This is a genomic window from Curtobacterium sp. MCBD17_034 (assembly GCF_003234515.1).
Lineage (GTDB): Bacteria > Actinomycetota > Actinomycetes > Actinomycetales > Microbacteriaceae > Curtobacterium.
The window spans coordinates 16,983-38,211 of the sequence record NZ_QKTN01000017.1; the positions used below are offsets into that span (position 1 = coordinate 16,983).

Consider the following 21,229-nt stretch of genomic DNA (forward strand, 5'->3'; position numbering starts at 1 on the left):
TCGATCGTCCGCCCTCGTGGCGGGCCGCGGGGGGCCAGTGCTGCGGACTCCCGCGTCCGGCGTGGCGGCTGCGTGCCGCGGTCGCCGCGCGGAGGGCGCCCTCCTTTTCGGGTTGGGAGGGCGCCCTCACCTCGTCGTGTCGCCATGCGTCCAACGCCCGGGCCCCAGGTCGCGCTCGGAGCCCCGCTGCATTCAGCGCGACCGCTCGCGCTCCGTCGCGCGGCCAGCCGCCTCGAGCGCGACGACCGCAGCGCGGAGGCTCGCCACCGGATCGACCCCGTCCGCCCGGGCCGCCGCGATCCGGTCGAGGAGCTCACCGCCCCACCCGGGGTCGACGGCACCGTGACCGTCCGCGCCGTCGGTCACCCCGGGCATAAGGTCCTGCCGAGCGGCGTCCGCGACGGCCTGCGCGAGGGGCACGGAAGCGAGGCCGTGCTCGTCGATCCGCTCGAGGAGCTTCACGGACCGCTCGAGTGGGGGCATCGCCCGGGGCACGCCGTCGAACACGCTCGTGCGCGCTGCCTTCTCGGCCGACTTCGCCGCGCGCCACACCCGGACCACGTCGGCGAACGTCTCCGCGCGCTCGTCGCCGAACACGTGCGGATGGCGGCGGACCATCTTCTCGCGAGCGTGCTCGGCGACGTCGGCGAGCGTGAACGCGCCGCGACGCTCGGCGATCCCCGCGTGGAGCACGACCTGGTACAGCACGTCGCCGAGCTCCTCACGGATCTCGACGTCGTCGTCCACGTCGATCGCGTCGACGAGCTCGTACGACTCCTCGACCGCGTACGCCGCCAGGCTCCGGTGGGTCTGCGCGCGGTTCCACACGCAGCCGTCCGGGGCGAGCAAGCGATCGACCACCGCGGCGAGGGCCTGGACGGCTGCGGCTCGGTCGGCGGGGTCGGCCTGGGCCTCCTGATGCGGGGTCATGCTCCATCGTCGCACCTCGCGTGTGGACGTCGAGCGGACGTGTAACGCCAGCGGGGCGGCCGGACACTACTCAGTGTGGAGGACGAACCGGACGACGGCCCGCTCTGGGTCCTGGCGCAGCGCAACGATGGCGCCGCCTTCGCTGCGCTGTTCGATCGGCACCGTCCGCGTGTCTACCGACGGGCGACAAGCCTGCTCCAGACGCCGCACGACGCCGAGGACGTCACCGCCGCAGCGTTCTACGAACTCTGGCGGAAGCGGAGGACCGTCGTCCTGGTTGCGGGCTCCGTCGTGCCGTGGCTGCTGGTCACGACCGTCAACCTCGCGCGGAACCATCGTCGGGCGACCGCCCGGTACCGCCGGTTGCTCGACGAGCTCCCGCGGGACGACGACACGACGCCAGCGGTCGACGCGGAGGACCTCGAGGTCCGCGATCGCTTGCGCGCCTCCGTTCGCGCGCTCTCCCCGGTCGATGCAGCGCTCTTGGTCCTGACGAGCCTCGAGGGCATGCCGGTGTGGGAGGCGGCACAAGCGGTGGGCCTCAATCCGCCCGCCGCACGCGTCCGCCTCCACCGCATGCGCCGACGCCTCCGCGACGACCTGCACGACCTCGACCCGTCCATCCGAACCGCACCGGAAGGCAGCAACCCATGAGCATCGACATGCAGCCCCAGACCGCCCTCGCCATCCGAGCCGAGCTCGCTGCCATCGGGACGCGGGCCAGCGGCCTCCAACGCCGCCAGCGCCGAGCACGCGTCACGGCTGCCCTCGTCGGCGTCGCGGCGGTCGGTCTGACCACCAGTGCGGCAGCACTCGTGGCGTCTGGTGTGCCCGGGTCCACGACGACCGCCGCGATCGGGGCCGCCACCACGGCGACGCACACCGGGCCGGCCCTGGTCGACATCGGGAAGGCGCCCGACAGGGCGGGCGCGGTGATCGTCGACATCACCTGCCTCAACCACGTCGGGATGGTGAAGGTGTCGACGGTCGACGGCGGCGGCGCCGGGTACAGCTGTCGCGACGGCGGCAGCATGCACGTCACGGATGGCCGAACACCAGCGGAGGGTCGGTCCCGGTTCAGCATCGAGGCCTCGCCGGGCACGCGGTGGCGGGCGGTCCTGCGGTACGCCAGCTCGGTCACGAGCGTGTGGGGCCTGAATGCCGAGGGACAGACGTACGGCGTCGAGAACGAGCACGGACACCCCGACCTCGTCCCGGCGACGGCGGACAACGGCCGCGAGGGCTGGGTGTTCTGGAACGACGTCGACCCGGCTGAGGAGACCGCGACGGTCGATGTGTACGAGTCCGACGGTGAAACGGTCATCGGGCACACCACGGTCATCGTGGGACTCCCGGGGGTACCGCTCGACCAGCGGTACATCGACGACCTCGACCCCGTCCGGACGGCCTCGCCCTCCCCCCACGGCACCAGGTGAACGCAGCCCCGACCACGCCGCCGTCGCCTGGTAGCGTCGGCGTGGCGTGTCGGGAAGTCTGGTCGACGGACCATCGACCGACCCCAACGAGACGGAGTCACCGTGCCCGCCATCGTCCGCTCCGAGCGCTTCAGCGCCGTCGCCCTGCTCACCGCCGCGGTCCTCGGACTCGCCGCCGCGAACTCCCCCCTCGGGCCTCGACTCGAGCACCTGCTGGCGCTCCACACACCCTGGTCCGCGGTCGGATTCGACCTGTCGATCGCACACTGGGTCAGCGACGGGCTGCTCGTCGCGTTCTTCCTGCTCATCGCGATCGAGCTCAAGCACGAGCTGACGATCGGGCAGCTGTCGGATCCCCGGACCGCGATCGTGCCCGCGATCGCCGCCGTCGGGGGTGTCGTCGTGCCGGCGGTGCTCTACCTGGCGGTCACGCAGGGCAGCGGGCTCGAACACGGCTGGCCGATCCCCACCGCGACCGACATCGCGTTCGCGCTCGGGATCCTCGCGATCTTCGGCCGCGGGCTGCCGTCACGCCTCCGGGTGTTCCTCCTGGCGCTCGCGGTGCTCGACGACCTCATCGCGATCGTCATCATCGCGGTGGTCTTCGCGCACGGCACCGACCTGGGACTCCTCGGGCTGGCGGTCGTGGCCCTCGCGGCGTTCGCGGTGCTGGCCCGGTCCCTGCGCCGCGTCGGGCGCGCCCGGCCGTGGATCGTGGTCGGCCTCGTCGTGCTCGGCGTCGTCACGTGGTGGCTCGTCCTGCACTCGGGGGTCCACTCGACGATCGCCGGGGTGGCACTCGGTCTGGTGCTCCCCCGGCGCGCCGGGCACACGGTCCGGCACGCTGTCGAACCCTGGTCGAACGGGGTCGTCCTGCCGGTGTTCGCGTTCACCTCGGCCGCGGTCGCCGTGCCCGCAGTGGGGTTCGGTGCGCTGTCGCCGGCGTTCTGGGCGATCGTGCTCGCACTCCCGGTGGGCAAGGTCGTCGGCATCACGCTCTTCGGCGGGGTCGCGACCCATGTGTTCCGGCATCCTGAGCGCCCGACGCTGTCGCTCTCGGCGGTCGCCACCGTCGGCGTCCTCGGCGGGGTCGGGTTCACCGTCTCGCTGCTCATGAACGAACTCGCGTTCGTGCGCACGCCGCAGGTCGCGGACCAGGGCACGCTCGCGGTCCTCGTCGGCTCGGGCGTCGCGATGGTGGCGTCGGCCGTCGTCGTCGCGCTCGGGGCACGCCGTGCTCGGTCCGAGCGCGCGGCCGCTCCCGGCGCGCCCTGACCGGGAGCACGATCCGGCGGTTCCGCCGCCGGCCGGCCGGACGGGAGGCGCGGGGCGGGCCCGTACCGTGCCTCCCGACTGGCGGTCCCGCCCCCGCCTACGCGGCCGGCGCCTGCTCCGGCACGTTCGCGCCGTAGATCGCCGTGACGATCGACTCCACCCAGTCGATGAGCGCATCGTCCGGCAGCGGCTCGCCGTTCCGCTTCGGGAGCGGGATGCTCGTCGCGTTCTGCTGGGCGAACCACCGCGACCCCGGGAACATGCGGGTGAGCCGGACCTGCTGGGAATCGGCGAGCTCCTTGCCCGCGACCCGGAGGTTCGACCCCATCACGACGACGTCGGACAGGCCGACCTGCTGCGCCATGCGCCGGAGCCGCGAGACCTCGATGAGCGTCGTGACCGCCTTCGGGGGCGTGCCGTACCGGTCGGTGAGCTCGTCGAGCACCATGTCGATCGCGGCGTCCTGCGCCGAAGGAGCCGACGCGGCCGAGAGCTTCTGGTACGCCTCGAGCCGGAGCCGCTCGCTCTCGACGTAGTCGTCGGGGATGCGGGCGTCGACCGGGAGCTCGAGGCGGAGTTCCGTCTGCCCCTCGGCGACGTCGCCGCGGAACTGCCCGACGGCCTCGCCGATCATCCGGAGGTAGAGGTCGAACCCGACCCCCGCGATGTGACCGGACTGTTCGCCACCGAGCAGGTTGCCCGCTCCGCGGAGCTCGAGGTCCTTGAGGGCGACCTGCATGCCCGCACCGAGCTCGTTGTTCGCCGCGATGGTCTCGAGGCGGTCCTGCGCGGTCTCGGACAGGGGCTTGTCGGCGTCGTAGAGGAAGTACGCGTACCCGCGCTCGCGCCCGCGGCCGACACGACCCCGGAGCTGGTGCAGCTGCGACAGCCCGTACTTGTCGGCGCGGTCGATGATGAGGGTGTTCGCGTTCGCGATGTCGAGGCCGGTCTCGATGATCGTGGTCGACACGAGGACGTCGAACTTGCGCTCCCAGAAGTCGACCATCACCTGCTCGAGGGCCTGCTCGGACATCTGGCCGTGCGCGACCGCGATCCGGGCCTCGGGCACGATCTCGGCGAGGTGCGCGGCGGTGCCCTGGATGTCCTTGACGCGGTTGTGCACGTAGAACACCTGGCCCTCGCGGAGCAGCTCCCGCCGGATCGCCGCCGCGACCTGCATGTCCGACTGCGGCCCGACGAAGGTCAGGATCGGATGGCGGTCCTCGGGCGGGGTGGCGAGGGTCGACATCTCGCGGATGCCGGTCACGGCCATCTCGAGTGACCGCGGGATCGGGGTCGCGCTCATGGCGAGGACGTCGACGTTCGTCTTGAGCTTCTTGAGCTGGTCCTTGTGCTCGACGCCGAAGCGCTGTTCCTCGTCGATGATCACGAGGCCGACGTCCTTGAACTGCACCTGCTGGGACAGGATGCGATGCGTCCCGATCACGATGTCGACCGTGCCGTCGGCGAGGCCCGCGATGGTCTCCTTGGATTCCTTCTCGGTCTGGAACCGGCTCAGGGCGCGCAGGTGCACGGGGAACCCGGCGAAGCGTTCCTGGAAGGTCTCGAAGTGCTGGCGGACCAGCAGCGTGGTCGGCACGAGGACCGCGACCTGCTTGCCGTCCTGCACGGCCTTGAACGCGGCGCGGATCGCGACCTCGGTCTTGCCGTAGCCGACGTCGCCGGACAGCAGGCGGTCCATCGGGATCGGCCGCTCCATGTCGGCCTTGATCTCGTCGATCGTGGTGAGCTGATCGGGCGTCTCGGCGAACGGGAAGGCTTCTTCGAGCTCACGCTGCCAGGGGGTGTCCGGCCCGAAGGCGTGGCCCTTCGACGCCATCCGCGCCGAGTAGAGCTTGACGAGCTCCACCGCGGTGTCGCGGACCGCCTTGCGCGCCTTGCTCTTGGCCGACGCCCAGTCGCTGCCGCCCATCTTGCTGAGCGTCGGGGCCTCGCCGCCGACGTAGCGCGAGAGCTGGTCGAGCTGGTCCGTCGGCACGTAGAGCTTGTCGCCCGGGTACCCGCGCTTCGATGGCGCGTACTCGAGCACGAGGTACTCGCGCTGCGTCTTGACCGCGTTCCGACCACCCGACGAGACCTCGCGCGAGACGAGCTCGACGAACTTGCCGATCCCGTGCGTGGTGTGCACGACGACGTCACCCGGCTTGAGCTGCAGCGGATCGACGACGTTCTTCCGGCGGCTGGCGAGCTTCTTCACCTGCCGGGCTCCCTGCTGGGCGCTCCGGCCGTAGAACTCGGCCTCGGACATCACGAGCAGGCGGAGCTCCGGCACGGCGAACCCGTGCTCGACCGACGCGGTCGTGAGCAGCACGGCGCCGGGCTCCGGAGGCTCGGTGACGTCCTCGACCCGGGCGGCGACGCCGGCGTCCGCGAGGACCTGCACGGCACGCTCGACCAGACCGGCGCCCTGCGCGGTGACCACGACGGACCAGCCGTCCCGCGTGCGCTCGGCGACGTGCTCGACCGCGCCCTCGGCGCTGCCGGTGAAGCTCGGGACGGTCTCGGCGGGCACGCGGAGGTAGTCGCCCGCCGACTCGACCGCCTGCTCGTCGGTGAGGTCGGCGCCGGAGTCGAACGGCGACACCGTCCACCAGGTGCGGTCGCCGCGGGACTGCTTGAGCGCCCCGAGGGACAGGAAGTTGCCGGCGTCGAGGTCGATGGGGGCCTGCGCCCCGGCGGTCGCCGCACTCCACGCGGCCTGCAGGAACTCCTGGTTCGTCTCGGCCAGGCTGTGCGCCCGGGCGACGACACGCTCGGGCGAGAACACCGCGACGACCGCCGAGGACGGCAGGTAGTGGGTGACGGGCACGAGGCGGTCGACCAGGGCGGGCGCGAGGGACTCCATGCCCTCGACCGGGATGCCCTCGGCGATCTTGGCGAGCATCTGGGACAGGCTCGGGAACTCGTGGAGCATCTCGCGCGCCCGCTGCCGGACGCTCTCGCCGAGCAGGAGCTCGCGGCTCGCGGTGAGCTCCACCTGCCCGAGGTCCTCGTCCGTCGAGCGCTGGTCCGCGACGCTGAACGCCTTGATCGCGTCGATCTCGTCGCCGAAGAAGTCGATGCGGACCGGGTGGTCGGCCGTCGGCGGGAAGACGTCGAGGATGCCGCCGCGGACCGCGAACTCGCCACGGCGGGACACGAGGTCGACCCGGGCGTAGGCGAGGTCGACGAGGGCGCCGGCGAGCTGCGTGAGGTCGTTGCCCCGCGAGTTCGTCCGGAGCACGAGGGGCGCCATCGCGGTCATGTTGTCCGCGATGGGCTGGAGCGCGGCGCGCACGCTCGCCACGACGACGATCGGCCCACGGGGTTCGCCCCGGTCGGCGGCGGCCTGCCAGTCGGCGAGGCGTCGCAGGGTGTTGATGCGCGTGCCGACCGTCTGCGCGCTCGGGCTCAGGCGCTCGTGCGGCAGGGTCTCCCACGCGGGGAACTCGAGGACCTCGGCCTCGGGCACGTAGCACCGGACGGCGTCACGCACGCCCTCGGCCTCGCGCCCGGTGGCGGTGATCACGAAGGCGCACTGCGGGCCGTCCCGCTCGGCGAGCAGCGCCGCCAGCAACGGGACGCGGAGGCCGTCGACGACGGAGAAGTCGGCGTCACGCGGGGCGGCGGCGAGGACACGATCGAACGCGGAGGCGCGCGAGAGCGCAGGGATGATGCCCGAGATCGTCACTCATCCGATGGTACCGGCGCCCTCCGACAGGCGATCCGGCCCGCCGCGTGCTGTGGGCGAACGGAAGGGAGATGGGCGGGCGCACACCGAGCCTCCCGGTCGTCCCATGACGGTCAGGCCGGCGCGTGGAACCGCTGTTGCGCGGCGAGGAGGCCGTCGGTCGCGATGGCCTCGACCGCGTCGGCGGCCTCGGCCAGGAGCGACGGCAGCACCTTGCGCTCGGTCGACGAGAAGTCGCGGAGCACGTAGTCGGCCGGGTCCTGCCGACCGGGCGGGCGGCCGATGCCGACGCGGACCCGCGCGAACTCGTTCGTTCCGCAGGCCTTGATGATGTCGCGGAGCCCGTTGTGCCCGCCGTGCCCGCCACCGGATTTGAGCCGGAGCGTGTCGAAGGGCAGGTCGAGCTCGTCGTGCACGACGACGAGATCGGCGGGCGTCAGACCGTAGAACGACAGGGCGGCCGACACCGGGCCGCCGGACGTGTTCATGAACGACGCGGGCTTGACCAGGATGAGCTTCGGCCCACCCTGGGCCGTGCGGCCCTCGGCGACCTGCGCGGGGGTCTTGTGCTTCCGGAAGGTCGCACCGATCCGCACCGCGAGGTCGTCGAGGACCATCTGTCCGACGTTGTGCCGGTTGCCAGCGTAGTCGGGCCCGGGGTTGCCGAGCCCGACCACGAGCAGCGTTCGTTCCGCCATGGGCGTCGGGAGGCTCGCGGACTACTCCGCGGCGTCCTCGCCGGCCTCGTCGCCCTCGTCACCGGCGCCGCGGGGCGTGCTGATGCTGACGACCAGGGCCTCCGGGTCGGTGTCGAGCTCGGCGCCCTCGGGGAGCGTGATGTCCGAGGCGTGCAGCTGGGCACCGTCCTCGAGGCCCGTGACGTCGACGACGACGTGCTGCGGGATGTTCGTCGCGAGGACGACCAGCGACAGCGTGGACTCGTCCTGCACGTGGATGGTGCCCGGAGCCGACTCGCCCTCGACGACCACGGGGACCTCGACGGTGACCCGCTCGCCCTGACGGAGCACGACGAGGTCGATGTGCTCGATGATCTGCCGCACCGGGTCACGCTGGACGTCCTTGACGAGCACGAGCTGCGTGGCGCCCTCGATGTCGAGCTCGATGATCGCGTTCGCGCGGCGGACGACGAGCATCGTGTCGTGCCCGGGCAGCGTGACGTGCTGCGGGTCGGTGCCGTGACCGTAGACGACGGCGGGGATCTTGTCGGCGGCGCGGAGCTTGCGTGCCGCGCCCTTGCCGAATGCGGTGCGGGGCTCGGCGGCGAGCTGGTACTGGTCGGCCATGGTGGTGCCTCCTGGGTGGGGACGACCGCCATGCGGCCGTCGTCGGTCAGTGTGTTCGACTCGAACGCGTCACAGCGCCAGGAGGGCCCGTGATCCGGGGCCACCGCCGGTCACCCGCACGGAGCACGGGACCGGATCTCCTACCGCGTCGATCACGGCCGCGCCTGCGCACGACCCTCGCCGAAGTCCAGTCGGTCACTCTAGCGCATGTCGTGCGCCTCGTCCGCGCCGGGCGTCGGGAGCGCGGTCACGAACGCGTCGACCGCGGCGAACGTGGCGTCGGCGCGCTCGAGCTGCGGCAGGTGGCCCGCCGCCTCGACCACGACGAACCGCGCGTCGGGCAACGCATCCGCGAGCGCGGCCCCGTACGCGGGGGTGACGATGCGGTCGCTGTCACCCCACAGGACGAGCGCCGGGACCCGCACGTCGGCGAGCCGGGAGGCGAGGGTCGGGTCGGCCATGGCGGCGGCGCCCGCGTAGGTCCGGAGCGCGACCATGTTCGCCGCCTGGACGCGCCGGCGCTCGTCCGAGAGGGTCGCCGGGTCGAGGTACCCGCGCTCCGGGTCGTGCCAGGCGTACTCCGCCACCCCGCGCGCGTCGAGCGCGAAGAAGTCGCGCACCGGCTCGTCGGGCACCGTCACGCCCACCGCGTCGACGACGACGAGCGCACCGACCGCGTCCGAGCCGCGCTCTGCCGCCTGGACGGCCATCTCGAGCGCGATCCAGCCGCCGAGCGAGTTGCCGACGAGCACGGCGTTCCGGGCGTCGCGCTGCTCGAGCAGGTCGAGGTACACGCCCGCGAGTGCCCGCACCGTGTCGAGGTCGTCCGGACGGTCGGTGCCGTTCCACCCCGGGTGCGTCGGTGCGATGACGTGGTGCGTCTCGGCGAGGTGCGCCACGAAGGGCGCCACCGTCGCGGGGCCGCCGCCGCCGTGCAGCACGAGGGCGAGGGGGCCGTCGGTGCCGCGTTCGTCGAGGGTGATGTCCATGGTGTCGCTCCTGTCTCAACATGTTTATCTAATGCTGCTGATACGGTAGCACCATGACGACGGACCTGCGACGACTCGGCCGGATGGTGAAGCAGGCGCAGTGGCGTGACCACCGTGCGGTCGACGCGGCCCTGCACGGTGTCGGGACGACCCTCGCCCAGTGGGACGCCCTCCGCGCGATCGCCACCCGCCCCGGGGCCTCGGCGCACGCGCTCGCACTCGTGACGTTCCAGAGCGACCAGGCGTTCGGGACCCTCACGACGCGCATGGCCGCGCGGGGCCTCGTCGAGCGCCATCCCGGGGTGGGCCGCCGGGTTCGGTACGAACTCACCGCCGAGGGTGAACGGCTCCTCGTAGCCGGACAGGAGGCCGCGGACCGGACGCTCGCGACGCTGTTCGCGCCCCTCGACGAGGCGGACCGGGCGGCATTGACGTCAATCCTCGGCCGGCTGCTCGGCGAGGACGACGACGGGGGCAGCGCCGACGGCGATGGTGGTGCCGACGGTGGTGCCCGCGTGGGCTCGGACACGCCGGAGGACGACCGGTAACAGACGCGGGCTCAGCCCACCTCGCGCCGGTGCGCGCGGGCCCGCCGGAGCGCCGTCCGCGCCTCGTCCGCGCGTTCCTCCGCGGCGTCGCGATCGTCCTCGAGCCGCTGCGTCTCCCGTTCGGCGTCGTCGAGGTCCCGGCGGACCGCGGCGAGTTCCTCCTCGAGGTCGTGCCGGCGCCCCTCGAGGTCACGACGGCGCTGGTCGGCGTCGTCGAGCGCGTCCTCGAGGCGCTCGAGATCGTCGTCGGCGGTCCGGGCGGCGTCGCGTGCCGCCGCCTCGGCCGCCCGGGCCTCCTGGCGGACGCGGTCGTGGTCGTGGTCGTGGTCGTGGTCGTCGCCGTCGTCGCCCTGCGTCGGACGGGAGGACCGGGGCGCGTCCGCCGGATGGCCACCGGTCGCGCGGCACGGACGGCCGGTGCCGCCGCGCGACCGGCGGGGTGGCGTCGACTCGGGCTCCGGCTCCGGCTCCGCGTCGGGCTCCGGCTCGGGCTCCGGCTCCGGCTCCGGCTCCGGCTCCGGCTCCGGCTCCGGCTCAGCCTCGGCGTCCTCCCCGTCGATGTCGGGCACCGCCTCGGGCACCGCCACGGCGCCGTCGAGGTCGACCGGCTCGAACCCGACGGCCTCGAGCGCGCGGACGAGCATCCCGGACCGCACGACAGCACCCGCACGGGGGTCCGCCATTGCCGCCTCGACCGTCGCCCCGACCTGCTCGAGCACGACGTCCGACGGCTCGTGCCCGGCGTCGCGAGCCAGATCGGCCCCGGCATCCGTGAGCGACGCCACGAGCGAGGCCCGCTCGCGCCGGAGCCGGCTGATCGCCCGCGGGTCGGCGTGCTCCTGCGCAGCGCGGAGCGCCGGTCCGAGGTCGACCGCGTCGTCGAGGGCGCCCTGCGCCGCGAGCAGGTCGACGACCCACGCGGCGGGCGAGGGCTTGCGGAGCGCCTTCACGCCGTCCGACAAGGCCCGGTCACGCTTCCGGAGATCGCGTGCCCGCGCGGTCCGTTCGGCGACGAAGTCCTCGGGGCGTCGCCGGTACAGCTCGCGCGCGACGGCGGCGAGCTGCCCGGGGTCCATGCCGTCGAGTCTGCCCCGCGCCGGGACTGCCGGCTCGCGTGTCACCCGCCGGCTCGCGCCGCATCCACCGCTGCGGACGTCGCCGCCCTGCAAAGGGTGCCCCCCAACCCGGTCGCGAGGCCGTGCGCGACCTGTCCGAGCGAATCGGATCCTGCGAACTCGTACAGGTAATTCGCCTGACCCCCGAACAGGTGACAGGGCGCTCCACGGACCCTCACATCCGCGCCCGACAGTCAACCGGCGTGCCTGAGAATCAGCCGAATCCGGGGGTACGGAAAACCGTTACGTTTCTGGTCGCTCACGACCTTCAGGGAGGAACGAGCCCATGGACAACACGGACCCGACCATGAACGAGACCACGACGAGCGGAACGGACCGCTCGGCCCGGCACCGCCTGCGCTGGGCGCTCCCGGTGACGGTCGCCGCGGTGGCGTCGTCGGTGGCGCTGATGGCATGTGCGCTGCCCCAGGGCGGCACCACCGCCGACGCTGCGACCACCGCCTCCTCGAAGCCGAGTGCCACTGCCGCCCCCGCGGCGGCGTCGCCCGCGCCGACGACGGCCACCCCGGTAGTGCGGGCGGACGTTGCGTCGCCCGCCCCGCGCACCATCACCGCGACCACGGCCGCCGCGAGCGCGTCGGCGGTACCGGCGTCGGCAGTGACGGCCACGACCGCCGCAGCATCCGGGATCGTGCACGGCAAGGGCATCTCGCCCGGCGGCCTGTACGAGTCGGAGATCAACACGATGTCCGCCAGTGGAGCGCGCTCGGTGTTCCAGGACATGCGCTCCGCGGGCGTGCAGTGGGTCCGGCTCGACTACAACTACGCCGGCAACCCCACCGGGCACGGCGGCGCCTCCGACCAGACGATCACGCAGGCCCGGATGGCGGGTCTCGACGTCGAGGTCATCTTCGGTGACGGCACGGCATCCATGCCGGAATCCGCCGGGTACTCGGCGCAGAACGGCTGGATGACCTACTCGGTGCGGCGCCTCGCGGCCGGGGGCATCCACGACTTCGAGATCGGCAACGAGGTCAACCTCGGCTGGACGTGGGCGGGCGGCCACGCGAACCCCGCTGCCTACGCCGGTCTGCTGCGCACGGTGTACCCCATCATCCACCAGGCCGACCCGCAGGCCACCGTGCTCATGGCGGGCATGGCACCGTTCGGGCGGCAGGTCTCGGGGAGCGGCCCCCAGGGCAACGACTACAACCCCATCGACTTCATCCGCCAGATGTACTGGAACGGTGCGGCGGGCTGGTTCGACGCCGTCAACCTGCACCCGTACACCTACCCGGTGATGCCGATGACCGCAGACGGCGGCTACAACCTGCTGTCCGTCCTGCCGGACCTGCTGGCCGTCATGCGCCAGTACGGGGACGGTTCGAAGCCGATCTGGTGGACCGAGAGCGGTATGCCGACCGGCTCGGACGGCAACTACCCGGCGTTCTCCGTGGGGCAGCAGCAGGAGACCATCAAGGAGCTGTACCAGATCGCCGCGCAGTACCCGCAGGTCGGGCCGGTGTTCCTCTACGGCTGGCAGGACGACGGCCAGGACGGCGACTTCGGGCTCTACACCTGGTCACACCAGCGCAAGGCGTCCTTCGACACCTTCGCCGGGATCGCCGCGCAGTAGCGACATCGCGCGACGTCCTCTGCGGGGTCACCAGTCGTGCACGGTGCCGTCCGCCAGGCGGTTGTACGGCAGGTACGCCTGCTCGTACGGGTACTTCCCCGCCTCGTCGACGTCGAGGTCCACCCCGATGCCCGGCTGGTCGCCCGGGTGGAGCAGACCGTCCTCGAACGTGAAGGACTGCTGGAACACGGCGTTCGTCCGAGCCCCGTGCTGCATGTACTCCTGGATCCCGAAGTTGTGGATCGCGAGGCCGAGGTGCATCTGGGCCGCCATCCCGACCGGTGAGATGTCGGTCGGCCCGTGGAACCCGGAGCGGATCTGGTACTGCGCGGCGTACTCGATGAGCTTCCGCAGGTGGCTGATCCCGCCGGTGTGGGTGACCGCGCTCCGGACGTAGTCGATGAGTTGCTCGCGGATGATCTGCTGGTAGTCCCAGAGCGAGTTGAACACCTCGCCGATCGCGAGCGGTGTCGTGGTGTGCTGGCGGACGAGCCGGAGGGCCTCGGGGTTCTCGGCCGGGGTGCAGTCCTCGAGCCAGAACAGGTCGTACGGCTCCAGGGACTTGCCGAGCTGCGCGGCCTGGATCGGGGTCATCCGGTGGTGGGCGTCGTGGAGCAGCGGCAGCTCGGGCCCGAACTCGTTCCGCACGGCCTCGAACACGCTGGGCACGTGGCGCAGGTACGACCGGGTGTCCCAGTCCTCCTGCGCCGGCAGGGCCCCACGCTGCGCGGGCTCGTGGTCGTACCGGACGCCCTGGTCGCCGTCGAGCCGGGCGTTCGACGCGATGCCGTAGATGCTCTTGAGCCCGGGCACGCCGGTCTGCACGCGGATCGACCGGTAGCCCTGCTCCTGGTGTTCCCGGATCGAGTCGAACAGCTCCGGCAGGTCCTTGCCCGACGCGTGTCCGTACGCCATGAGCCCCTCACGCGAGGCGCCGCCGAGCAGCTGGTACAGGGGCATGCCGGCGGCCTTGGCCTTGATGTCCCAGAGCGCGACGTCGACCGCGGCGATGGCGGCCATCGTGACGGGACCGCGACGCCAGTACGCCCCGCGGTACAGGAGCTGCCAGGTGTCCTCGATGCGCGAGGCGTCGCGGTCGATGAGCATCAGCACGACGTGGTCACGCAGGTACGACACGACGGCGAGCTCACGGCCGTTCAGCGTCGCGTCCCCGAGACCGGTGATGCCGTCCTCGGTCGTGAGCTTCAGGGTGGTGAAGTTCCGGTCCGGGCTCGTCACCACGACCTCGGCCTTCGTGATGCGCATCCCCCGCGCACCCCGGGTGGAGCTCGTGGAGGGGAGGTCGGTGGCGGTCATGCGGTCGCTCCTCGTGTCGGATCGACGGCCTCGTCGCCGTCGTCGGTGTCCATCGTGGTCCTGATGCGGGTCGCCGCCGCGGTGATCGCGGCGACGACCGGGTCGGTGTCGAGGTCCGGGTCGAGCACCGCCAGCACGTCGTGCACGTCGGCGTCCGGGGCGGGGGCGCCGTCGTCCGACACGAGGTCGGCCTGCAGGGCGCAGTGCAGCCACCACGCCGCGACGACCGTCGCCGTGCCCGGTCCGACGCCGGCGTCCGGATCGCGCGCGAGTCGCCGTCGCAGGGGGTCGACGATCCGCACGGGGAGCTTGCGCGACCCGTCGCTCGCGATCTGTCGCAGCGTGTGACGGATCCGCGGGTTCGCCCACCGCTCGAGCATCGCCGCACGCGCGGCGGCGATCTCGTCGGCCGGGAGGCGCACCTCGGCTCCGGCCTCGTCCCACAGCTGGTCGACGCGGCCGCGGCAGCGCGGGTCGGCGATCGCCTCGGCCACCGTGGTGTGCCCGAGCAGGAGGCCGAGGTAGGCGAGCAGCGAGTGCGCGGCGTTGAGGAGCCACAGCTTCCGCTGCTCGTACGGCTCGACGTCGTCGACGATGCGGACCCCGGCACGCTCCCATGGCGGCCGGTCCCCCGCGAAGCGGTCGGCGAGGACCCACTCGGCGAACGGCTCGGTGACGACCGGCACGCGGTCGTCGGGCACCGCGCCGGGCAGCTCCTGGACGGCGGCGCGGTCCTCGTCGGTCGTGGCCGGGGTGATCCGGTCGACCATGGCGTCGGGGAACGTCACGTTCCGGTCGATCCAGGCGAGGAGGTCCGGGTCCGCCCCGACCGCCTCCCGCACGGCCCCGGCGAGGACCCGGCCGTTCCCGGCGAGGTTGTCGAGGCTGATGAGCGTGAGGGGGTCGCCCTCCGCGGTCGCCCGCGCCCGGAGGCCGTCGACGAGCCGGTCCGCGACGCCGGACCCCGGCCGGTAGCCGGCCTCGGTGACGGTGAGCGTGACGATCGCCGTCGTCGGGGACGCGAGGGCGGTCCTCCAGGCCGATGTGTCGGACCCGGGGTGCGCGGCGACGACGACGTCCATGACGGTCGCGGTGTCGCCGTCCGCCGCGCGCTCGACGAGCGTGTACCGGCAGTCCTGCGCCGCGAGCGTGGTGGCGGCGTCGGGTGACCGCCCGGTGAAGCCGACGATGCCCCAGGCGCGTCCGTCGTCGTCGGTGCCGGCGCGTTGCGTGTACCAGGCGAGGTGGGCGCGGGCGAACGCACCGATCCCCAGGTGGACGATGCCCGGTCGGCGGTCGGGTGTGGCGCCGCCCGTCACGGGGTGTCCGTCGACACGAGCGAGCGGAGGAACGCGAGGTCGTCGGCCGTGCGGTCCACGAGGGGCAGCTCGGTCGAGAAGTCCTCGACCGTGACCCAGCCGTCGTACCCGACGGTCCGCAGGTCGGCGAGGTAGTCCGCGACGGACTCCTGCCCGGTCCGGAGCGTCGCCCACTCGTGCACCCACACCGTGCTGCCGTCCGCGCGTCGGTCGTCGGTCGGCACCCAGCGGACGTTCTTGACGTGCACGTGCGCCAGGTAGGGGCCGAGCAGCTCGAACGCGGCAAGGTGGTCCTCACGTCCCTCGATGACGAGGTTGCCGAGGTCGTGGATGACCCCGACGTGCGCAGGGTCGAGACCGTCGACGAGCCGGAGCGCCGCGGACGCCGACGCGGTGATCGTGCCGTGGTGGAGCTCGACGAGCGCCTGCACGCCGAGCTCCGCGGCCCGCGCGGCGATCCACTCGAGGTCGGCGCGCGTGCGGTCGAACAGCTGCGGGTACGGGGTGCCCGTCCGGGTGTGCGGCATCGTGACCCGGACGCGCTCGGCCCCGAGCTCCGCGGTGGCCCGGAGCATCCGCAGGACCGCGTCGTGGTCCGACGCCTGCTGGTACCCGCCGATGCCGGAGTACGCGAGCCCCGAGCCGGCGGTGACGCGCGCGATCTGCCCGAGCCGGTCCTCCAGGCCCGCGAACGGCCAGGTGGCACGGTTGCCGGCCCAGAACCCCGGTGCGCCCTGGGCGTCCGGTTGGTCCGTGACGCGCCACTCGACGCCGTCCCAGCCCTGCGCGGCGAGCATCGACACGGCCTGGTCGGGGCTCCACTCCGGCGTCGCCGCCGTGAACACCGAGAACCTCACGCGAGCACGCTCCCCGGGCCCGGGCCGACCATGGGTTCGACGTCGTCGTACCGGCCGCTCAGGACGTCGTCGACACGGACCGGCACGCCGAGCGTCGCCGACACGTACAGGGCCCGCACGGTCGCCAGGGACAGCAGGGCGGCCTCGACCGTCACCCCGGGCTCGCGGCCGTCGCGGATCGCGTCGACGAGGTCGTCGTACTGCCGAGCGTGGCCGTGGAGGAACGCATCCGGCTCCGACGGGCCGCCGACGACGTGCTCGGGCGGCACCACCTCGGCCCGCTGGTCCGTGGCACCCGCGACGGCCTGGGCGCCGCTCGTCGTCGACGCGGACGCCAGGGCCGCGTCGTCGGGCGCCATGTGGAAGAAGGCGAGTCGGTCGTCGTCGACGATCGCCGAACCGCGCGTGCCGTGCACCTGGTACCGCGCGGACAGCCCCGGGTAGGCGGCCGTCGTGCAGTGGACGACGGCGAGGGCACCACCGTCGAACAGGACCGTCGCGACCGCGGTGTCCTCGACCTCGATCCGCTCGTGGGCGAGTCGACCGGTACGCGCCGACACCTCGACCGGACGCCCGAGCGTCCAGACGAGCAGGTCGACGGTGTGCACACCCTGGTTCATGACCGCGCCACCGCCGTCGAGCGCCCAGGTACCCCGCCAGTCGCCGGAGTCGTAGTAGCCCTGCGAGCGGTACCAGGCGACGCTCGCGACGCCGCTCGTGAGGGTGCCGAACCCGCCCGAAAGCGCGGCCCGGGCCACCGCGACCGAGGCCGGGTCGAACCGGTGCTGGCTCACGACGGACACGACGAGCCCCCGGTCGCGAGCGGACGCGGCGAGCGCCGCGAGCTTCCGTGCCCGCGGGATCGTCGTGTCGAGCGGCTTCTCGATGAGGACGTGCTTGCCGGCCGCGATCGCCGCGGTCGCGAGGTCGACGTGCATCCCGGACGGCGAGCAGATCGCGACGATGTCGATCGCCACGGCGTCGACGGCCTCGCGGATGGTCGTCGCCGTCAGGGGTCGCTGCACGCCGGTCGCGGTGATCTCGTCCGCCAGGGCCACGGCCGCCGCGGGGACGGCGTCGACGAGGGCGACGAGGTCGAGATCCGGGTGCTGTGCGGCGACACGGGCGTGGTGCTGGCCGATGACGCCCGCGCCGACGACGGCGAGGCGGAGCGGTGGGGCCGCGTCGGTGGGGCTGGTGCTCATCGCAGGGTGACTCCGATCTGTCGCGTGAGGTCCCGGAACGCGCGGGCGGCACGACCGAACGCGGCCGGTCCGCTCGATCCGCCGAGCCGGGTGGCACTCGCCAGGTGGGGCTCGAGGGAGGCGTGGCCGTCGTACCCGGCGCCGCGGAGCGCCGTCAGGGTCTCGCGGAGCTCGCCGTCGCCCTCGCCCGCCGGGACGACCGTGCCGTCGGCGGCCAGGGCGTCCTTGACCTGGAGGTAGACGACGTACGGGGCGAGGAGGCCCCAGCCGTCGGTGAACGGGCGCACCCCGCACTGGACGTAGTTCGCGTTGTCCCAGGCCAGGCGGAGCGCGTCCGATCCGACGGACTCCACGACGTCGAGCACCCGCTCGGGGACGTCGCCGTAGATGTCCTTCTCGTTCTCGTGCAGCAGTCGGACGCCCTCGCGCTCGGCGACGTCGGCGAGGGCCCGCATCCGCGTGAGGACCGCGTCGCGGACGTCCTCGGGGGTCTGCTCGGGCGACCGGTAGAACGAGAAGACCCGGATGTCCCGGGTCCCGAGGGCGTGCGCGGCGGCGATCGCCCGCTCGAGCCGCGCGACCTCGTGCTCGACGGGCAGGCCGACGTCGACCTTGCCGATCGGGGAGGCGACGGCCGAGACGGAGTGGCCCCGGTCCTCCAGGAGGCGGTGCAGGCCGGCGAGCTGGTCCTCGTCGAGGTCCACGACGTTGACGCCCCACGCGCTGCGGACCTCGATCGCGCTCGCGCCGAGGGCCTGGAGCACGGCGACCTGGACGACCGGGTCGTCGTCGATCTCGTCGCCGAACCCCGAGAGGGTCCAGGCGGGTGCCTCGGTCATGTCGTCCTCCACGCCTCATGCTGGACCGGTCGGGATGCGGCACCGCGGAGGGTCCGCACCGACCGGTGTCGATGCTGCCGCTGTGGCAACGCTGTGGCAACCCGTTGCCATCGCGTTGCCACGGGCCCTACGGTCGGTGGCACGACCGAGCGCGCGAGGAGGCCGCCACGTCCGAGATCCAGGAGCCCCGCCGCGTGACGATCCGTGACGTCGCGCGGGCCGCCGCGGTCGCGCCCTCCACGGTCTCGCGGGCACTGGCCCGGCCGGGCCGCGTCAACGCCGCGACGCGCACCCGCATCGAGGCCGCCGCACGGGCCCTCGGGTACACGCCCCCGCGCAGCGAGCGCGGCACCCGGGACGTCGGGGCGGTCGCGGTCGTCGTGCCGGACGTGACGAACCCGTTCTTCTTCGACGTGATCCGCGGGGCACAGCACCGGCTCGCCGCGGCCGGCCGGACCCAGCTGCTCGTGGACACCGAGGAGTCCGCGGCGACCGAGGCAGCCACCCTCGGCGCGATCGCGTCGCGGGTGGACGGCGCGGTGCTCGCCGCCTCGCGCCTGAGCGACGGGGAGATCGCACGGTTCGCGGGCCTCCTGCCGGTCGTCGTCCTGAACCGGCGCGTGCCGTCCGTGTCGAGCGTGCTCATCGACACGCCGGGCGGGGTCGGGCGGGCGCTCGAGCACCTCGTCTCGCTCGGACACCGGCACGTGCTGTACGTCGGCGGCCCCGAGAGTTCGTGGTCGAACGAGCGACGGTGGCGGGCGCTCGTCGCCGCCGCCGCGCGGATGCGCGTCCGGGTCGACACGGCCGGGCCGTTCGCGCCGGTCGTCGACTCCGGTGCGGCCGCCGCGGACGCCGCCGTCACCGCCGGGGTCACCGCGTGCATCGCGTTCAACGACCTCATCGCGATCGGGATGCTGCGCCGCCTGCGGGAGCGGTCGGTGCCCGTGCCCGTCGACATGAGCGTCGTCGGGTGCGACGACATCTTCGGCGCCGACTTCTGCGATCCGCCGCTCACCACCATGACATCACCCATCGAGCAGGCCGGACGCGTCGCCGTGACGATGCTGCTGCGGCGCATCGGCGGCGGTGTCCCGACCGACGCCGCCGCCGTCGCGGAGCACCCGACGGACTCGGTCGCCCTGCCCACCCACCTGACCGTCCGCGGGTCGACCGGTCCCGCCCCCGGCACCGAACGGAGTCCCGCATGACGAGCACCGACGCCCCCGCCGACACCGACCGCCCGATGGTCCCGCACCCCGACCGCCTGTTCCCCGCCGACCCGGCGACGCGGTCCGTCGCCCGCCGCCTGTACGACGAGGTCGCCGAGGCCCCGATCCTGTCACCGCACGGACACGTGCCCGCCGAGGTGCTCGCCGACGACGAACCGTTCCCCGACCCGGCCGCGCTGCTCGTCACCCCGGACCACTACGTGCTCCGCCTGCTCCACGCCAACGGGGTGCCGCTCGACGCGCTCGGACGCGCGCCGGTCGACGGGACGGGTGTCGTGCCTCCCGGCCGTGCCGTCTGGCGGACGCTCGCCGAGCACTGGGACGACTTCCTGGCGACCCCGGTGCGCGCGTGGTTCGAGACCGAGCTGCACGACGTGTTCGGGCTGACGGAGGAGCCGTCCGGCGCGAACGCCGACGCCCAGTACGACCGACTGGCCACGGCCCTCCGCGACCCCGGGATGCGCCCCCGCGCACTGTTCGACCGGTTCCGGATCGCGGTGCTCGCGACGACCGACGACCCGACGTCCGACCTCGCCGCGCACGCCCGACTGGCGGCCGACCCGGCCTTCTCCGGGCGGGTCATCCCGACGTTCCGCGCCGACGCCGTCTTCGACCCGTCCCGCCCGGACTGGAGGGACGTGGTCGCGCGGATCGGCGAGGCCGCCGGCATCGACACGGGGACGCACGCCGGGTTGCTCGAGGCGCTCCGGGCCCGCCGCCGGTACTTCGTCGAACACGGTGCGACCGCGACCGACACGGGGGTCCTCGACGCCGGGTCCACGCCGCTGTCCCCGGTGGACCGAGAGCGCATCCACGCCGCCGCGCTCCGGGGGCCGACCGCGCTCACCCCGGACGACGCCACCGCGTACCGCCACGACATGCTGTACCGCTGGGCGGAGATGTCCTGCGACGACGGCCTCGTCATGCAGTTGCACGCGGGCGTGCACCGGGACCACCACCGGCCGTCGTTCGAGCGGTACGGGTCCGACGCCGGCCACGACCTGCCCGCGGTCGGCGGGTTCACGGCGCCGCTCCGCCCCCTGCTCGAGACGTTCGGCACCGTGCCGGGGTTCCACCTCGTGCTGTTCACCGTCGACGAGACCGTGTTCTCGCGCGAGGTCGGGCCGCTCGCGGGCTTCTACCCGGCCGTGTACGCCGGTGCGCCGTGGTGGTTCCTCGACACCCCCGGGGCGATGCGGCGGTTCCGCGAGGCCGTGACGGACTCGGCGTCGTTCGCCAAGACCTCCGGGTTCATCGACGACACCCGGGCGTTCTGCTCGATCCCCGCGCGGCACGACACCGCCCGGCGCGTCGACGCGGCGTACCTGGCCGACCTCGTGGTGACGCACCGGATCTCCGAGGAGGCCGCGGTGCGGACGGCGCACCGACTGGTGTTGGACATCCCGCGCGAGGTCTTCAAGCTCTGACGGGGCCATGCCGGCCGGCCGCCGCCCGCCGACCCCCTCTCGCCCGCCCCCAACCGTGAGATCGCAGTCGTTGCCGTTCTGAGGGGGGTCAGAACGGCAACGACTGCGATCTCACGGCCCCAGGTGGGGGGCGGTGCGGGGGCTGTCT

Annotated in this window: 18 protein-coding genes; 7 read left to right on the plus strand and 11 right to left on the minus strand. The window is 73.2% G+C overall.

The window, feature by feature from the left end:
* Positions 1 to 192: 192 nt before the first annotated feature.
* Positions 193 to 930, minus strand: a complete 738-nt coding sequence (locus DEI92_RS15975) for a MazG family protein (protein ID WP_111014238.1) — start codon at positions 928 to 930, stop codon at positions 193 to 195.
* Between the two features lie 75 nt (positions 931 to 1,005).
* On the opposite strand from DEI92_RS15975, the gene DEI92_RS15980 reads away from it, so the two are divergent.
* From DEI92_RS15980 to DEI92_RS15990, 3 genes are all read left to right on the plus strand, one after another.
* Entirely contained in the window at positions 1,006 to 1,584 is a 579-nt protein-coding gene (locus DEI92_RS15980) for an RNA polymerase sigma factor (RefSeq protein WP_111014239.1), read from the plus strand.
* Positions 1,581 to 2,366: a hypothetical protein gene (locus DEI92_RS15985; RefSeq protein WP_111014240.1), complete on the plus strand. Its 786-nt coding sequence runs from the start codon at positions 1,581 to 1,583 to the stop codon at positions 2,364 to 2,366. The genes DEI92_RS15980 and DEI92_RS15985 overlap by 4 nt, the downstream gene beginning before the upstream one ends.
* 102 nt (positions 2,367 to 2,468) lie before the next feature.
* Positions 2,469 to 3,641 carry a Na+/H+ antiporter NhaA gene (locus tag DEI92_RS15990; RefSeq protein ID WP_111014241.1) on the plus strand — a complete coding sequence of 391 codons (1,173 nt, stop codon included), beginning with the start codon at positions 2,469 to 2,471 and terminating at the stop codon, positions 3,639 to 3,641.
* A gap of 97 nt (positions 3,642 to 3,738) precedes the next feature.
* Here DEI92_RS15990 and mfd read toward each other — a convergent pair whose 3' ends face one another.
* From mfd to DEI92_RS16010, 4 genes are all read right to left on the minus strand, one after another.
* Positions 3,739 to 7,332: a transcription-repair coupling factor gene (gene mfd, locus DEI92_RS15995; protein ID WP_111014242.1), complete on the minus strand. Its 3,594-nt coding sequence runs from the start codon at positions 7,330 to 7,332 to the stop codon at positions 3,739 to 3,741.
* Positions 7,333 to 7,445: 113 nt separating this feature from the next.
* The gene (gene pth / locus DEI92_RS16000) at positions 7,446 to 8,030 is read right to left on the minus strand and encodes an aminoacyl-tRNA hydrolase (RefSeq protein ID WP_111014243.1); all 585 of its coding nucleotides are present in this window, start codon (positions 8,028 to 8,030) and stop codon (positions 7,446 to 7,448) included.
* A gap of 21 nt (positions 8,031 to 8,051) precedes the next feature.
* Positions 8,052 to 8,636 (minus strand): 50S ribosomal protein L25/general stress protein Ctc, encoded by a 585-nt coding sequence (locus tag DEI92_RS16005; RefSeq protein ID WP_111014244.1) that lies wholly within the window; start codon positions 8,634 to 8,636, stop codon positions 8,052 to 8,054.
* A gap of 200 nt (positions 8,637 to 8,836) precedes the next feature.
* The gene (locus DEI92_RS16010; protein ID WP_111014245.1) at positions 8,837 to 9,625 is read right to left on the minus strand and encodes an alpha/beta fold hydrolase; all 789 of its coding nucleotides are present in this window, start codon (positions 9,623 to 9,625) and stop codon (positions 8,837 to 8,839) included.
* Positions 9,626 to 9,678: 53 nt separating this feature from the next.
* Here DEI92_RS16010 and DEI92_RS16015 point away from each other — a divergent pair, with 53 nt between their 5' ends.
* Positions 9,679 to 10,173, plus strand: a complete 495-nt coding sequence (locus DEI92_RS16015; protein WP_111014246.1) for a MarR family winged helix-turn-helix transcriptional regulator — start codon at positions 9,679 to 9,681, stop codon at positions 10,171 to 10,173.
* 11 nt (positions 10,174 to 10,184) lie between these two features.
* Here the strand turns inward: DEI92_RS16015 and DEI92_RS16640 are convergent, their stop codons facing one another.
* Positions 10,185 to 11,249, minus strand: a complete 1,065-nt coding sequence (locus DEI92_RS16640; RefSeq protein WP_181435007.1) for a hypothetical protein — start codon at positions 11,247 to 11,249, stop codon at positions 10,185 to 10,187.
* A 325-nt stretch (positions 11,250 to 11,574) separates the two neighbouring features.
* Between DEI92_RS16640 and DEI92_RS16030 the strand changes: the two genes are divergently transcribed.
* Entirely contained in the window at positions 11,575 to 12,885 is a 1,311-nt protein-coding gene (locus DEI92_RS16030; RefSeq protein WP_146249180.1) for a hypothetical protein, read from the plus strand.
* A gap of 27 nt (positions 12,886 to 12,912) precedes the next feature.
* Here DEI92_RS16030 and manD read toward each other — a convergent pair whose 3' ends face one another.
* Genes manD through DEI92_RS16055 form a run of 5 tightly spaced genes read right to left on the minus strand, consistent with a single transcriptional unit; the run spans position 12,913 to position 18,422 of the window.
* Positions 12,913 to 14,151: a D-mannonate dehydratase ManD gene (gene manD, locus DEI92_RS16035; RefSeq protein ID WP_111014254.1), complete on the minus strand. Its 1,239-nt coding sequence runs from the start codon at positions 14,149 to 14,151 to the stop codon at positions 12,913 to 12,915.
* 47 nt (positions 14,152 to 14,198) lie between these two features.
* On the minus strand, positions 14,199 to 15,521 hold the full coding sequence (locus tag DEI92_RS16040) for a mannitol dehydrogenase family protein (protein ID WP_111014250.1): 1,323 nt from the start codon (positions 15,519 to 15,521) through the stop codon (positions 14,199 to 14,201).
* Positions 15,518 to 16,378: a sugar phosphate isomerase/epimerase gene (locus DEI92_RS16045; protein ID WP_111014251.1), complete on the minus strand. Its 861-nt coding sequence runs from the start codon at positions 16,376 to 16,378 to the stop codon at positions 15,518 to 15,520. Before DEI92_RS16045 ends, DEI92_RS16040 begins: the two co-directional genes overlap by 4 nt.
* Positions 16,375 to 17,583 carry a Gfo/Idh/MocA family protein gene (locus DEI92_RS16050; protein ID WP_111014252.1) on the minus strand — a complete coding sequence of 403 codons (1,209 nt, stop codon included), beginning with the start codon at positions 17,581 to 17,583 and terminating at the stop codon, positions 16,375 to 16,377. The genes DEI92_RS16045 and DEI92_RS16050 overlap by 4 nt, the downstream gene beginning before the upstream one ends.
* Positions 17,580 to 18,422 carry a sugar phosphate isomerase/epimerase gene (locus DEI92_RS16055; protein WP_111014255.1) on the minus strand — a complete coding sequence of 281 codons (843 nt, stop codon included), beginning with the start codon at positions 18,420 to 18,422 and terminating at the stop codon, positions 17,580 to 17,582. Before DEI92_RS16055 ends, DEI92_RS16050 begins: the two co-directional genes overlap by 4 nt.
* Positions 18,423 to 18,616: 194 nt before the next feature.
* On the opposite strand from DEI92_RS16055, the gene DEI92_RS16060 reads away from it, so the two are divergent.
* Positions 18,617 to 19,633 (plus strand): LacI family DNA-binding transcriptional regulator, encoded by a 1,017-nt coding sequence (locus DEI92_RS16060; RefSeq protein ID WP_309147140.1) that lies wholly within the window; start codon positions 18,617 to 18,619, stop codon positions 19,631 to 19,633.
* A complete protein-coding gene (gene uxaC, locus DEI92_RS16065; protein WP_258370247.1) occupies positions 19,630 to 21,081 on the plus strand; it encodes a glucuronate isomerase in 1,452 nt (483 codons plus the stop codon). Before DEI92_RS16060 ends, uxaC begins: the two co-directional genes overlap by 4 nt.
* The last annotated feature ends 148 nt before the right edge of the window (positions 21,082 to 21,229 follow it).

Coding starts and splice junctions, on each gene's coding strand:
- DEI92_RS15975 (WP_111014238.1), bottom strand. CDS start 930: ATGACCCCGCATCAGGAGGCCCAGGCCGACCCCGCCGACCGAGCCGCA.
- DEI92_RS15985 (WP_111014240.1), top strand. CDS start 1,581: ATGAGCATCGACATGCAGCCCCAGACCGCCCTCGCCATCCGAGCCGAG.
- pth (WP_111014243.1), bottom strand. CDS start 8,030: ATGGCGGAACGAACGCTGCTCGTGGTCGGGCTCGGCAACCCCGGGCCC.
- DEI92_RS16005 (WP_111014244.1), bottom strand. CDS start 8,636: ATGGCCGACCAGTACCAGCTCGCCGCCGAGCCCCGCACCGCATTCGGC.
- DEI92_RS16010 (WP_111014245.1), bottom strand. CDS start 9,625: ATGGACATCACCCTCGACGAACGCGGCACCGACGGCCCCCTCGCCCTC.
- DEI92_RS16015 (WP_111014246.1), top strand. CDS start 9,679: ATGACGACGGACCTGCGACGACTCGGCCGGATGGTGAAGCAGGCGCAG.
- DEI92_RS16640 (WP_181435007.1), bottom strand. CDS start 11,249: ATGGACCCCGGGCAGCTCGCCGCCGTCGCGCGCGAGCTGTACCGGCGA.
- DEI92_RS16030 (WP_146249180.1), top strand. CDS start 11,575: ATGGACAACACGGACCCGACCATGAACGAGACCACGACGAGCGGAACG.
- manD (WP_111014254.1), bottom strand. CDS start 14,151: ATGCGCATCACGAAGGCCGAGGTCGTGGTGACGAGCCCGGACCGGAAC.
- DEI92_RS16050 (WP_111014252.1), bottom strand. CDS start 17,583: ATGAGCACCAGCCCCACCGACGCGGCCCCACCGCTCCGCCTCGCCGTC.
- DEI92_RS16055 (WP_111014255.1), bottom strand. CDS start 18,422: ATGACCGAGGCACCCGCCTGGACCCTCTCGGGGTTCGGCGACGAGATC.
- uxaC (WP_258370247.1), top strand. CDS start 19,630: ATGACGAGCACCGACGCCCCCGCCGACACCGACCGCCCGATGGTCCCG.